The sequence below is a fragment of the Stappia sp. BW2 genome, assembly GCF_008107695.1.
GTDB lineage: Bacteria > Pseudomonadota > Alphaproteobacteria > Rhizobiales > Stappiaceae > Roseibium.
In genome coordinates, this window is record NZ_VIRG01000056.1 from 1 (window position 1) to 12,009 (window position 12,009).

13 protein-coding genes are annotated in these 12,009 nt (G+C 60.0%); 3 read left to right on the top strand and 10 right to left on the bottom strand.

All coding sequences use genetic code 11. The features are described from left to right. Positions 1 to 399 precede the first annotated feature (399 nt). The 6 genes from FMN63_RS06730 to FMN63_RS06755 all read right to left on the bottom strand — a co-directional run bounded on the left by FMN63_RS06730 (position 400) and on the right by FMN63_RS06755 (position 6,673). The gene (locus FMN63_RS06730) at positions 400 to 1,587 is read right to left on the bottom strand and encodes a thiolase family protein (protein ID WP_286192553.1); all 1,188 of its coding nucleotides are present in this window, start codon (positions 1,585 to 1,587) and stop codon (positions 400 to 402) included. Beyond that, positions 1,584 to 3,026, bottom strand: a complete 1,443-nt coding sequence (locus tag FMN63_RS06735) for an AMP-binding protein (RefSeq protein WP_148583197.1) — start codon at positions 3,024 to 3,026, stop codon at positions 1,584 to 1,586. The genes FMN63_RS06730 and FMN63_RS06735 overlap by 4 nt, the downstream gene beginning before the upstream one ends. Positions 3,027 to 3,052: 26 nt before the next feature. Continuing rightward, on the bottom strand, positions 3,053 to 3,607 hold the full coding sequence (locus FMN63_RS06740; protein WP_148583198.1) for a biotin transporter BioY: 555 nt from the start codon (positions 3,605 to 3,607) through the stop codon (positions 3,053 to 3,055). 145 nt (positions 3,608 to 3,752) lie between these two features. Continuing rightward, positions 3,753 to 4,361: an energy-coupling factor transporter transmembrane component T family protein gene (locus tag FMN63_RS06745; protein WP_148583199.1), complete on the bottom strand. Its 609-nt coding sequence runs from the start codon at positions 4,359 to 4,361 to the stop codon at positions 3,753 to 3,755. Further along, on the bottom strand, positions 4,358 to 5,137 hold the full coding sequence (locus FMN63_RS06750; RefSeq protein WP_148583200.1) for an energy-coupling factor ABC transporter ATP-binding protein: 780 nt from the start codon (positions 5,135 to 5,137) through the stop codon (positions 4,358 to 4,360). The genes FMN63_RS06745 and FMN63_RS06750 overlap by 4 nt, the downstream gene beginning before the upstream one ends. A 126-nt stretch (positions 5,138 to 5,263) precedes the next feature. Continuing rightward, positions 5,264 to 6,673: an aminotransferase-like domain-containing protein gene (locus FMN63_RS06755; RefSeq protein WP_209000985.1), complete on the bottom strand. Its 1,410-nt coding sequence runs from the start codon at positions 6,671 to 6,673 to the stop codon at positions 5,264 to 5,266. A gap of 106 nt (positions 6,674 to 6,779) precedes the next feature. Between FMN63_RS06755 and FMN63_RS06760 the strand changes: the two genes are divergently transcribed. Continuing rightward, positions 6,780 to 7,376 carry a LysE family translocator gene (locus tag FMN63_RS06760; RefSeq protein ID WP_148583201.1) on the top strand — a complete coding sequence of 199 codons (597 nt, stop codon included), beginning with the start codon at positions 6,780 to 6,782 and terminating at the stop codon, positions 7,374 to 7,376. Positions 7,377 to 7,406: 30 nt separating this feature from the next. Here FMN63_RS06760 and FMN63_RS06765 read toward each other — a convergent pair whose 3' ends face one another. Further along, positions 7,407 to 8,120 (bottom strand): DUF1295 domain-containing protein, encoded by a 714-nt coding sequence (locus FMN63_RS06765; protein WP_148583202.1) that lies wholly within the window; start codon positions 8,118 to 8,120, stop codon positions 7,407 to 7,409. 137 nt (positions 8,121 to 8,257) lie between these two features. Here FMN63_RS06765 and FMN63_RS06770 point away from each other — a divergent pair, with 137 nt between their 5' ends. Further along, positions 8,258 to 8,800: a TetR/AcrR family transcriptional regulator gene (locus FMN63_RS06770; RefSeq protein WP_148583203.1), complete on the top strand. Its 543-nt coding sequence runs from the start codon at positions 8,258 to 8,260 to the stop codon at positions 8,798 to 8,800. A 111-nt stretch (positions 8,801 to 8,911) separates the two neighbouring features. On the opposite strand, the gene FMN63_RS29370 is transcribed toward FMN63_RS06770, so the two are convergent. Then, the gene (locus FMN63_RS29370; RefSeq protein WP_153297094.1) at positions 8,912 to 9,064 is read right to left on the bottom strand and encodes a hypothetical protein; all 153 of its coding nucleotides are present in this window, start codon (positions 9,062 to 9,064) and stop codon (positions 8,912 to 8,914) included. A 179-nt stretch (positions 9,065 to 9,243) separates the two neighbouring features. On the opposite strand from FMN63_RS29370, the gene FMN63_RS06775 reads away from it, so the two are divergent. Then, positions 9,244 to 10,170 carry a LysR family transcriptional regulator gene (locus tag FMN63_RS06775; protein WP_162854998.1) on the top strand — a complete coding sequence of 309 codons (927 nt, stop codon included), beginning with the start codon at positions 9,244 to 9,246 and terminating at the stop codon, positions 10,168 to 10,170. A 97-nt stretch (positions 10,171 to 10,267) separates the two neighbouring features. Here the strand turns inward: FMN63_RS06775 and purU are convergent, their stop codons facing one another. Then, positions 10,268 to 11,125: a formyltetrahydrofolate deformylase gene (gene purU / locus FMN63_RS06780; protein WP_148583204.1), complete on the bottom strand. Its 858-nt coding sequence runs from the start codon at positions 11,123 to 11,125 to the stop codon at positions 10,268 to 10,270. Positions 11,126 to 11,197: 72 nt separating this feature from the next. Further along, positions 11,198 to 12,007 carry a beta-keto acid cleavage family enzyme gene (locus FMN63_RS06785; RefSeq protein WP_148583205.1) on the bottom strand — a complete coding sequence of 270 codons (810 nt, stop codon included), beginning with the start codon at positions 12,005 to 12,007 and terminating at the stop codon, positions 11,198 to 11,200. Positions 12,008 to 12,009: the final 2 nt, after the last annotated feature.

The following is a 12,009-nucleotide window of genomic DNA, read 5'->3' on the forward strand; positions in this document are numbered from 1 at the left end:
TTCCTTGTATGAAAGATCAGCGTACCTGCGTAACTCCTTAAAACCCCAAACCCCCGAAAGAGCCTGAGATCGCAAGGCCAACGCCGCCTACGCTTCCCTTCCTTCAATAATCAAATTGTCAAAGAACAGAGGCTCTAAAACCTCTCAAGCCGTAACCAAAACTCAACAAAAACAACCCACTCGCCGAACCATCAAGCTCGGCCACCTGGACCAATTTTCTGGAATTAAGGTCACAAAACCCTGTCGCCAGCGACGTTGCCGCCGTCGATGAACCGGGTTATACGCACCTCACCCCAACCCGTCAACAACCGTTTTCGAAAAAAATCAAAAAAAGCGAAAAAACTTTCAAAAGGGCGGGAAAATAACGTGGTTTCAGATAGTTAGTACTTATCCACCTTTCTACACAAACGGTGAAACCAGCATGCCTGAGCCCAGTCCGCCGGCTGCTGCAATCAGCGCCATGCCCAGGTTTCGGGCACCTTCCGCAGGGGCTTCCTCGCCGGTCAGCTGATCGAACAGATGAACAACCAGAATTGCGCCTGATGCGCCTATCGGATGTCCTCTGGAAAGAGCGCCGCCCGTCCGGTTCACACCCTCAGATGCAAGGTTCAGCCTCTCGGCAGTCACCATTGCCTGAACCGCATAGGCTTCCATGAGTTCCGTTGCCGCCAGTTCGCCCGCTCCGATGTCGAGCTCCGAAAACATGGCGTTCGCCACTTCTATCGGAACCAGAGCCGGATCTCCCGGGCTACCGCCGGCACTGTGGCCGGTCAGAATTTTCAGACCAGCCTGCCGGTTGCCGTTTGCCGGCTGAAAAAAGCGCTGGTGAAAGAGGTCTTCGGACATCAGAAGCACCGCGGCAGCTCCATCCGCCTCGCAGGCGATCGTAGCCGCGCTGAGGCCAGTGTCCTGGGTGCCAGCCAGTACGGGCGCCCTGAGAGCCGTCCTGAGTGACAGGTTGCGCGTGAAGCCATCCTTCTCCGGAAAGCATCCGCCGGCATGGACCAGTCGCTGCAAAAGATGCTCCTGCGCCGCCACCGCCTTTTGGTGAGAAGCGACGGCATAGGCTGCTTGAGCCTCTTTTGTCGTGCCCGTTTCGGCGGCAAGCTGGGCGGCGGCTTCAGCGAGGTCCGGATCGTCGAACGGCGCGGGCGCAAAGGCAGGCCGGTCATAGGCAACGGATGGCGCTCCCCGGCCCGCAGGTCTGGTCATTCGGATCGGTGCCCGGCTGAAGCTTTCCGTACCGCCTGCCAGAACAATCTCGGCCGCACCGGCTTCGATCATGCGTGCGCCCATGAGGATTGCGTCCAGGCCCGAACAGCACTGCGTATCGATGGTCAATGCGGCAACCGTTTGCGGAACCCCGGCGCGAAGTGCTGCAAGCCGCGCCGGATTGCCGCCGCCGTAAAGCGCGTTGCCCAGAAACACGCAATCGACATCTCCGGGCTCGATACCGGCGTCCACAATAAGCTGATCGAGAACGGGCGCCGCAAGCTCGTCGGCCTGCAACATGGCAAGTGCCCCGCCACGCGGGCAAACCGCTGTGCGCCGTGCTGCTGCAATCACTGCCTTGCGGTTCTGATTCAAACGCTGCCTCCACCTTTCGCCAAGTCCGCCACGGTCTTCTGAATATCCGGCTTGCCCCCTGGCGTCAGCGGTATCTTTGCCTGGATGTGAATGTGTCTGGGCACCTTGCCGGGCGAAAGACGGGCGCGGCAATGACGCAGCAAAATCTGGTCGGCGTCCGCCAGGGGTGCGCTCAGTTCGACCACGGCCTCCAGCCGGTGACCACGAACATGGTCCGGAAGCCCCGCGACGACGGCCAGCGCGACAGACGGATGCTCGGCCAGCACGGCCTCAACCTCTTCCGGGTAGACATTCAGACCGGAGGTGATGACCATCCGGTTTTCGCGGCCTGTCAGAAACAGGAACCCCCGGTCATCGATATAACCGTGATCGCCAACGGTGAGCCAGCCGTCCTGCCAGAGTGTATCCGGCGCGGTCCCGCAGATATAGTGCGAAAACAGCAACCCACTCCGGATCCAGATCAAGCCAGCACTGCCAGGGCGCGCGGGCGCGGCCGGATCACCAATCGCAATCTCCACCCCCTGCGCGGCCTTTCCAACCGAACCAGGGGGGATATCGTCTTCGGGTGAGGCCAGAGTGATGAAGCTGGTTTCCGAAGCTCCATAGAACTCGAAAAGCCGTGCCTCGGGGAAAACCGACTTCAACGCCTGCCGGTCCGCTTCGTGCCATTTGGCGCCACTCGCAAGAACCTGCTTCACCGCGGCAACGGTCCCGTTGCGCCGGGCGGTTTCAGCCAGAAAGTGCAGCTGGGTCGGTGTGGCATACAGGACCGAACCTCCAGCCGAGCTGCCAAGGTCTCTCAACACCACGCGCGGATCGAACCGCGGCACAAGCACCACGTGCTGGCCACAGGCAAGGCCGCAGACGGCGCCATAAAGGTGAAGCGAATGGGTCAGCTGGCCCGGCAGGACGACGCGGCTATGTTCCGAAATGCCGAAGGCTTGTGCGGACAGTTTGAAGCTTTCAATCCACGACCCATGGGACCGGACATAGCCCTTGGGAACGCCGCTGGAACCGGACGTGAACCCTGCGTAGAAAAGATCGCCTTCATCCGGTGGCGTCTCCGGTGCCATCAGGTCCCCGGCGGCCCCCCTGCTGCCTTCGCACAATGCCGGAAAGCTTTCATCATCGATGACGAGATCAGGTGCAATCGCGTCAAGAACCGTTACGGCCTGTGTTGCGGGCCAGTCCGGATCCATGACCGTGGCAATGCGACCGGTGCAGGCGCAGGCAAGGAAGCAGACGATCAGCGCAGCCGGATCCCGGAAGCGCAAGACCACGTATCCACCGCGACCTGACCGCGTCCGAAGCGCGTTCTCGATCCGGCCGACGCTATCAGCCAGGTCCTGCCAGGAGAAAGTCTGCGAGCTGCATGTCAGTGCGGACGTAGACGCTTTCTGGCTGACAAACCGGCCGAGACTGTCGCCGACAAAAGGCATGAGAGGGATTGGCCCTGTGGTCGCTGTTACGACCGTGAGAGAACGGCACCCGGCAGACCGCGCGCAACGGTCTGAACGATGACCGCCGTCAGTGCGACCTTGACCAGATCCCCCGGAATGAAGACTGAGCTGCCGAGCGCGGCTTTCGGCAGGGACAGGCCGGCCATGATGGCAACTCCCGGAATGCCAATGGCATAAACCACCAGGATGCCGCCAACCGCGGCGGAGATGGCGGCGGCAGCCAGGATGTTCATCTCTCGGGTCGACTGCATGATCCAGCCAGCCACAAGCGCTCCGACCGGCCAGCCGATCAGAAAGCCGACCGACGGGCCCATGAAAACGCCTAGGCCACCACGACCACCGGACAGGAAGGGCAAACCGAGCGCGACGAGAAACAGGAACAGCAGCACAGCAAGCGCGCCCCGGATCGGGCCAAGCATGACACCGGCCAGCATCACACCAAGGGTCTGTGCCGTGATCGGTACGCCACCGAGAAAGGCGATTGCAACTGGCGGAACAAGGCCCAGGGCAGAAATGAGCGCGGCATAGAAAGCAACATGCACAAGTGATCTGTCAGCCATGATGAATTCGACCTTCTTTTCAGGAACAATGGGACTGCCACTCACCCACGAACTGAACGGATGGGTTGGGGCCCCGAAATCGTCATCACTGAGCGGGATAGCCCAGTTTTCAGCCGAGTGCCAGTCAACACCGGCTTCTTTTCGGTCATCTTGACAGGCCTTGCGACCCGCCTCGCGCCTTCAGCGCTTCGGCAACATGATCCGACATGCTCAGGGATTGGATGGCGAATGGCGCCAGAAGACGCCACGAATTTCGCGTGCCTGTTCGCGCCTGCCAGGCTTCGCGAAGCTGAGCAAAGACGACAAGCATGTAAGGCGCGAACCGCAGCACCAGCGCAACGCCCAGCGCCGGTTTGCGGGGAGAGAAACCGAAAATCTCGAGCGGTTTGAACAACGGCAGGACGGCGTCCAGCATGTCGTCCATCCGGGTGGTGACCGAAACGAAATTCGCCGACAGGATCATGATTGCAAGCCGCAGGATCATTGCGACCCCTTCCAGAAGACTGCCGGAGACCCAGTGCAGCACCAGAAGCGCGGCAAGCAGATACGACATTGCCCGCAACAACTTCAGCTGCGCCAGACCATCGCGTCCAAGGGAGGCGTAACACAAGAGAACGGCTCCAAGAGCCGGCAGCAGGACCCAGAAGGACGTGTACTGCAGCAACAGCAGACTGGCGAGGGCGATTGCCAGCAGCTTCAGACCCGCGGGCAGGCGGTGAGCCCAGCTATTGCCCTGGAGATAGACCGACATCATAGCTCGGCAATCTCCACGTCCATGTCCTGACGCGAAAGGACGTCCTCCTGAAAGGCCGCCCGCACAGCATCAGGCTCGCCATCCATGCGCAAACGCCCGCCCTCCAGCCAGAGCAGTCTATCGAAGCCGTCAAACTGGCTGAGATCGTGGCTGACCAGAACGATTTTCTGCGGCAGCGAGAGGATCTTCTGACGGATCCGAACCGTCGTCAGGGCATCGAGGCTGGACATGGGTTCATCCAGCACCAGAAGGCGCGGCTCCATAACCAGAACCGCCAGGATGCAGATGAGCTGTTTCTGCCCGCCGGAAAGCTCGGTGATCGGCTTGCCGGCAAGCCCCTCACAGCCATGCAGCGCCAGGAATGCGCGCGCCCGGCTGCGACTTTCTTCCTTGCCTGCCCCCAACTGGGTGAGACCAAAGGCGATCTCTTCCTCAACGGTCGGGAAAATGGCCTGGTGATCCGGGTTCTGAAACACGAAGCCGACATGGCGCGGCAATTCCAGTTCCGCCTCGTCGTACGGTGCCCCGAAAAGAGTGAGATTGCCGCTTGTCGGGGCGCGCAAACCATTCAAAAGGCGCACAAAGGAGCTCTTGCCCGATCCGTTCAGACCGATAACCCCGATCCGATCCTCTGCAAGCTGCAAAGTGAGATCTTTCAGGATAGGCACGCTTCCGGCCTTCAGGCCGACCCGATCGAATACCGCATAGGGACTGGCGTCCGGATTGCAGACCCGGTGCTCCGCCGTGGGTTTTCTGCTTTTGGGCCAGAATGCCATGTCACCTCGTCGCGGGCGGCGCTTCCTGCAACGGCCGGTCCCTGTTCGCGCGCAGCTTATCGGTTGGATCTGCCGTCTTGTCAAAGACTGACGGTCGTTCAGCGGAAATACCTCTGCGGTAAGGCTCTACCCTACCGGGCGCGTCAGATCGGGCAATTCGGCCAATTGGCCAATGGTCGATCTGATGCGCTCCAGAGCCCAACGGAATCGGTCGTCGGATTGTTCGGATCCAAAGGTCAGACGCAGATACGGCGCGGGCCGATAGTCCTTCGCCTGGAAATATCGGGACGACAGCACGGAGATGCCCTGATGGCCAAGCGCATTCTGCAACGCGTCGGGATCGACGGTGTCCGGCAAGCGCAGCCAGCCGAACACCTTGTTGACATCGCTTTGCAGGAAATGGGGTGCGAGCAGGTCACGTGCGGCCAGAAATCTCGTGCGGTTCGCCTTGCGTTTCAAACGCAGTGTCTTGAACAGATGCCCCTCGCGCACCCAGCCGGCGATAAGTTCCGCCGTGATGGGGGAGGCCATCCAGGTGCTTTCGCCGATCTTGTTGCGAATGCTGTCGCCAAATGGCCCGGGCACATGAACGAAGCCGATCCGGCTGCCGGGTGAGCAGACCTTGGAGATACTGGCGATGGAGGCGGTGAGTTCAGGCGCCAGCGCGCCGAAGGCAGGCAAGGCATCAGGCAGAAAAGGCGTATAGGGATCATCCTCGACGATCTTCAGGCCATGTTGCCGGGCCACCGCGACCAGATCCTGCCGCTCTTCGACGGACATTGTGTGGGTGGTCGGGTTCTGCATGTTCGGCATCAGAAAGACGCCCTTTACGCTGTTAGCCTTCGCGGCCTGGGCAAGGGCCGCAGGGTCCATGGCGCCGAAACCGCCGTCGTCACGCGTCAGCGCGGGCAGGGGTATCGGCTTCAGACCGATGCTGGCGAAGGAGCTGAAGATCGAAGGATAGGTGAACCGGTCGACGGCAACCGCGTCGCCCTGGCGAAACAGAGCCTGACAGGTGACCTGAATTCCGTGCTGCGCGCCGCAGGTCACCGCCACCCTGTCCGGGTCGGCGTCCAGACCATAGTCCTTGAAGACAAGCGCACCGGTTTCGCGATGGGCCTTGAGGCCCTCCGAGGGCACGAAGCCGTTCAGCAGGTCGATCCCCACCGTTCGAGCCATCCGCGTGAGCCCGTCGGAAAGGCTGGGGTTGAGGTGCGGATAAGCAAAATTGCGCGCCAGATCGCAGGTTTCCGGCTCGTCTTCCTTTGGAATAAGTGGCGAAACCTTCTGGGTTTCAGACGCAATATAGGTGCCCCGCCCGGTTTCCCCTTTCACCAGCCTGCGCCGTTCCGCCTCGCCATAGGCCCTTGTGACGGTGCCGAGTGTCACACCGAGCTGATAGGCTAGTTCTCGCTGCGGCGGCAGCCTGTCCCCCTGGGCAAGCGCACCGGCCTTGATGTCGGCTTCCAGCGCATCGGCGATCGCTAGATAAATCGGGCCTGAGGCCGCTTCAATGTTCGGAATCCACATTGTCATGAGAACAATGTTATCATTGACTGATACAATAGCTCAAGACAATTAGTATCTCCGCTATTTTGTATCGATTGTATCGATGCACTCGATGCTTTGTCTGGAGATACCCATGGATTACGCGACGTTTCTTGCCTTCGCGGTCTTCGTCATCGTCATGACCGGCACGCCCGGTCCGGGCAATCTGACCTTTCTGGCCATCGGCGCGTCTGCCGGCTACCGCACCGCCTTTCCCGTGATTGTCGCCTCGCAGATCGGCTCCCTGCCGCTCAAGCTGAGTGTTGCCTATGGCCTTGGCCATGTCATGGCGGCTGGCGGCCCGGTCGTGACCGTCTTCAAGGTGCTGAGCATGGCCTATATGACTTATCTTGCGTGGCGGATCATCTGCCTCAGCGTCAAACCGAATGGCGAAGTTGCCCTGCCCAGTTTTTGGGAAGGGCTGCTGATACACCCGCTCAGCCCGAAAACCTGGGCGATGAACCTCGTCGCCTTTTCAACCTTTCTGGCCGGCAACGGGCTTGGCATCCACGAAAACGCAATGATCCTGGTAGCGGGCTTCACTCTTGGCGGGATGGTGTTCCATTCCCTCTGGGCCTTGGCCGGCGTCTCCATTCTCGCCCTGATCGGCGATGGCACCATTATGCGCGCCATCACGGTTTCCATGGCAATTGCCATGCTGGCAGCAACCGTGTGGGCGCTGATTATCTGAGGCCGGAGAAAGGGTTTGCGGCCGCGCTGTTCAATAGACGAAGGGGATGAACTTGCTCGTCCGCGCCGCGTAGGCATCGAATGGCGCACCGTATCTCTGCGAAAGATAGGCATCGAGTGCCGGGATATGAAAGGCAACGAAAGAAACGGCCATGAACGCAGGCACCGATAGGGCCACCAGGCTGTGTGTCAGCAGGGCCCAGCCGGTGAAAAGTACGGTGTCGCCGAAATAGTTGATGTGCATGGAATAGGCGAACAGACCGCCGGTGTAGCATTTGCCACGATTTGCCGGGTCTCGCTTCCACCATTTGCGCTGCAGTTCCGACCCGCTGTTGAGAAACGAGCCGACCAGGACCATCGCCAGGGCCACACCGTCTATAAGGGAGAACGGAACTACCGTCTGCCGGAATACGCCGCAGCCGAGCACGAGGAAGCCGATTTCAAAAAACGCCATGAAAGCGCCCAGTCCGAACACTTCCGAAAACGCCACTTTCCGGGCCAGCAGATAGAACAACGTCAGAAGGTGGCGCGTGAAGTAGAGCAGGGTACAGGCGAGCAGAAGCAATCCGCGCTGCGGATCGGACACAACATCTGCCTGTCCGAACCACGAGGCTATCAGCTCCAATCCGCCACCCAGAAGCAGCCAGATGCTGACAAGAAAACTCGCCAGATGAATGGCTGCAAAAACAGATTTCTGCTTTAGCGACTTACCATGCTGACGGCTGACGCCTCCGGACTGTGCCATAACTTCTCCTTCGACCCCGAAGCCGGGTGTCGAGCCCTTCAAACGGCAATTTCTTTTTCGACCAAGTGGACTAAAAAGAAATCTAGACGAAGCGGTTGCATGTGGTCAATGTGTTTATCGACCAACTGGACGAAATAATGCCGAAACAGATCGACCACGAAGCCTACCGGCTTGAACTGGCCCGGAAGGCCGCACCGCTTTTCTCCGAACTCGGGTATTCGGGTCTTGGAATGCGGCAGGTCGCCGAAGCCCTCGGCCTGTCGAAAAGCGCGCTCTACCATTACTTTCCGACCAAGAAGAGCCTGTTCCTGGCCTGCACGGAAACGGTGATGAGGGAGATGACGGCAGGGGGTGACACGGCCCCCCATTCAAAGAGCCCCAAATCACAGGAACCAGCTACGGCCCTGATCGATTTCGCCAAAAGTCTGGAACCAGGATTTGCCAGCGAAATGTCGCTTCTGTTCGACTATCTGCGGGGAAAAACCGCCACCGAGATCGCTGCCGACCCGGCCATGCAACTGGCCAATGACCATCTTCGAAGGCACGTGGAAGGCCTTGTGGGGAGCGAGGCAGCCGACAGCGCCCTTTGCCTGTTGATGGGTGCCTTGCTGATGCGCCATTTCACCGGCGGCACGCTGGATTATGAGACCCTTCTTCCCGCCCTCAGGAAACTCGGCTGACAGAATACAGCGCGGGAGAAGAGGCAGATCCGGCAACAGACGTCCACCGGATCTGCCCGACCGGCTACAGGGGAGACCGCAGCCGGAAACACGTCAGGTATCGAAATTCAACTAGCGCTGCAGGTCCTTCAGCTCCCTCTGCCAGCGCGCTTCGAAAGACGATTCATGCCGGTCTGAGCCAAAGCCAATATCCCGGCGCAGATCATCCGGCAGATCAGCCACGTTGAGACGTTTGCGGCGCGGCATCGCTGCCCGTTTGAACATGGAACCGATCATAGTTTTGAATGAAAAGCCCAAGTTATGTTGATGAGTCACACAGCCTGATTTCGTTTGAAAGCGCCTGAACACGTCGGAAACTCCTGATTTAGGTGAGCTACATATCGACGGACCCGGCTTGTCTTACCAACGAAATCTCAATAGATATGCATAAGGGAGATTTATGCATGTCATCGCATTTGCCACCGCTGTCCGCGATCCGGGCTTTCGAAGCTGCAAGCCGGCACCTGAGTTTCACCAAGGCCGGGGACGAGCTGGGCATGACCCAGGCGGCCGTCAGCTATCAGATCAAGGTTCTGGAAGACCGCCTCGGCTTTCAGCTGTTCACGCGCAAGGCCCGCAAGATCGAGCTGACCGATTCCGGCGCACAATTGGCAACGCGGGTGGTCGATGCGTTCTCCTCGCTTCGCAGTGCCTTCGAGGATATTTCCGAAAAGAACGCCAGCCAGCTTGTGGTGTCCAGCAACACCACGTTTGCCGTCAACTGGCTGGCCTACCGTCTGTTCGAATTCCAGATGAAGAACCCGGATGTGGGCGTGCGCATCGTGCCCTATGGCCCGAATGCGGAGCCGGATTTCAACGAATCCGACATCGTGATTTCTGCCTGCAAGGCACCGCCAAAAACCTGGCCCGCCCATGAAATCGTGCGCGCAGACTTCACGCCGATGCTGAGCCCGAAGCTTGCGGAAACAATTGGCGGCATCAGCAAGCCCGAAGACCTCCTGAAATTGCCGCTGGTCGATCCGCAGGATCCCTGGTGGCAGATGTGGTTCGAGGCAGCCGGACTGGCGAATGTCGATCTGAGCGGCCATCCGAGCTCGCGCATGGGGTCGCAGGCGCTTGAGGCCAACCGGGCCATCGCAGGCCAGGGCGTTGCCATCCTGACCCCGTATTTCTGCAGAACGGCCCTTGAGAGCGGCCAACTGATCCAGCCCTTCGAGCTGACTTGCCGGGCGAACAACGAAAGCTGGTATCTGAGCTACCCACCGGCCTTGCGCTCCAGCCGCAAGATCCGGCTGTTCCGCGACTGGGTTCATGCGGAACTGAAAAACGACGGCATGCCCGTCGCAGCACCGGTGGCTGTGACAGGCTGACGCCATCCCGGCACCAGCAAGCCTCTCAGTCCATGCAAAAGCCCCGGCCGTCCATCACACGACCGGGGCCAAATCGTTTCCGGCAATAAGCCTTGCCTTACGGCGTGAACACGATCGTCTTGTTGCCGACGATCATGACCCGGTTTTCCAGGTGGTATTTGACGGCACGGGCGAGGACGCGGGATTCGATGTCGCGGCCGCGGGCAACGAAGTCGTCAGCGGAAAGCGAATGGCTTACGCGGTCGGCGTCCTGCTCGATGATCGGGCCTTCGTCGAGATCCGGCGTCACATAGTGAGCGGTGGCACCGATCATCTTGACGCCGCGGGTGTGCGCCTGGTGATACGGCTTTGCGCCCTTGAAGCTCGGCAGGAAAGAGTGGTGGATGTTGATGATCTTGCCGAACAGCCGCTTGGAAAGGTTGTCGGACAGGACCTGCATGTAACGGGCCAGCACCACCAGATCGGCCCCGGTTTCCTTGACCAGTTTCAGCAGCTTGTCTTCCTGCTCGGCCTTGTTTTCCTTGTTCACCGGCCAGTGGTAGTACGGAATGCCTTCATGCTCGGCCGTACGCTGGCTGTCGGTGTGGTTGGAAACGATTGCCACCACTTCGGCATCCATCCAGCCGACGCGGCTCTGGTAGAGAAGGTGCAGCATGGCATGGTCGAATTTGGACACCATGACGATGACCTTCGGCCGCTTGGCGGTGTCGACCAGTTTCGCCTTCATGTCGAAGCGGCTGATGACCGGGTCGAGCGCCTTCTGGACACTTTCCAGGCTCACGCCTTCCGGAGCCAGCATGGCAATGCGCAGGAAGAACTGGTTGGACACCCGGTCCCAGAACTGGTCACTTTCGGCGATATTGGCGCCGAAATCCGCCAGCTCCGTCGTGACCGCCGCCACAATGCCGGGCTTGTCCGCGCAGGACAGCGTCAGAACGTAAAGGCTATCCGCCATAGTATTCCAGTCTCCAACCTTGAGGGCCGCAGCCCGCTGATATTGCTTCGTGCCGGATGCCGGCCCGAATGATCAGGCAGGCATCAGACTATGTTCCTTCAGGGCCGATACCAGATCGTTGACCCGGTCGGCATTGTCTTTCGCACGGTCGCCGGTCCTGTTCCACAGGCCGTTCTCAAAACCGATCCTTGTCTTGCCGCCCCGCCGGACCGCCTCCACCAGACACTCCGTCTCCCGGTGTCCGAAGGCGCAGACCGCCCAGTCCAGCGACACCCCGCTGCCGCGTTCCGCCAGCTTGTCCAGAAACGGCACCAGATCCTCCGGTGCACTTTCCTGGCCGGCCGCGTAGCGCCCCAGTACAAACAGCAGCTGATGGCTTTCCCTCGCAAGGGTGCCGGCTGCCACCAGATTAAAAAACCGGTCCAGATCATCCGCACTGTAGACGATGTGCTGGACCGCGCACGCCTTGCCAACTGCCCAATTGTAGAAAGCCTTCGCCTGGTCTTCCTCGCCTTCCGGAACCATTTCCCGAAGGGCGACGGAGACCGCTGCAGGCTTGACCTTGTAGACCAGTTCGCGTTGCTGTTCCGGGGTGTATTTTCCAACAGCTTCCGTCGTGATTTGAACCTGCATTTGCGGCACAGCAACACGCATTTCCGACAAGAGCTCACGATAAAGCCCCGCATCCAGCACATGGGCACCGGAGACATCGCGTACATGGGCATGAAGCGCGCCAGCGCCGGCGTTGAAACAGGCCTTTGCCGCAGCAACGGTTTCGGCAACGGTCATCGGCAGGCAAGGGTGGTCCGATTTGGTCCGGCGCGCACCGTTCGGGGCCACCATGATCAACGGCAGCGGCGGAGGTGTAAAAAGGGGGGTCATGG

Excerpts from the sequence above, each read along its gene's own strand:
- FMN63_RS06735 (WP_148583197.1), bottom strand. The coding sequence starts at position 3,026 with ATGCCTTTTGTCGGCGACAGTCTCGGCCGGTTTGTCAGCCAGAAAGCG.
- FMN63_RS06740 (WP_148583198.1), bottom strand. The coding sequence starts at position 3,607 with ATGGCTGACAGATCACTTGTGCATGTTGCTTTCTATGCCGCGCTCATT.
- FMN63_RS06745 (WP_148583199.1), bottom strand. The coding sequence starts at position 4,361 with ATGATGTCGGTCTATCTCCAGGGCAATAGCTGGGCTCACCGCCTGCCC.
- FMN63_RS06750 (WP_148583200.1), bottom strand. The coding sequence starts at position 5,137 with ATGGCATTCTGGCCCAAAAGCAGAAAACCCACGGCGGAGCACCGGGTC.
- FMN63_RS06755 (WP_209000985.1), bottom strand. The coding sequence starts at position 6,673 with ATGACAATGTGGATTCCGAACATTGAAGCGGCCTCAGGCCCGATTTAT.
- FMN63_RS06760 (WP_148583201.1), top strand. The coding sequence starts at position 6,780 with ATGGATTACGCGACGTTTCTTGCCTTCGCGGTCTTCGTCATCGTCATG.
- FMN63_RS06765 (WP_148583202.1), bottom strand. The coding sequence starts at position 8,120 with ATGGCACAGTCCGGAGGCGTCAGCCGTCAGCATGGTAAGTCGCTAAAG.
- FMN63_RS06770 (WP_148583203.1), top strand. The coding sequence starts at position 8,258 with ATGCCGAAACAGATCGACCACGAAGCCTACCGGCTTGAACTGGCCCGG.
- FMN63_RS29370 (WP_153297094.1), bottom strand. The coding sequence starts at position 9,064 with ATGTTCAAACGGGCAGCGATGCCGCGCCGCAAACGTCTCAACGTGGCT.
- FMN63_RS06775 (WP_162854998.1), top strand. The coding sequence starts at position 9,244 with ATGTCATCGCATTTGCCACCGCTGTCCGCGATCCGGGCTTTCGAAGCT.
- purU (WP_148583204.1), bottom strand. The coding sequence starts at position 11,125 with ATGGCGGATAGCCTTTACGTTCTGACGCTGTCCTGCGCGGACAAGCCC.
- FMN63_RS06785 (WP_148583205.1), bottom strand. The coding sequence starts at position 12,007 with ATGACCCCCCTTTTTACACCTCCGCCGCTGCCGTTGATCATGGTGGCC.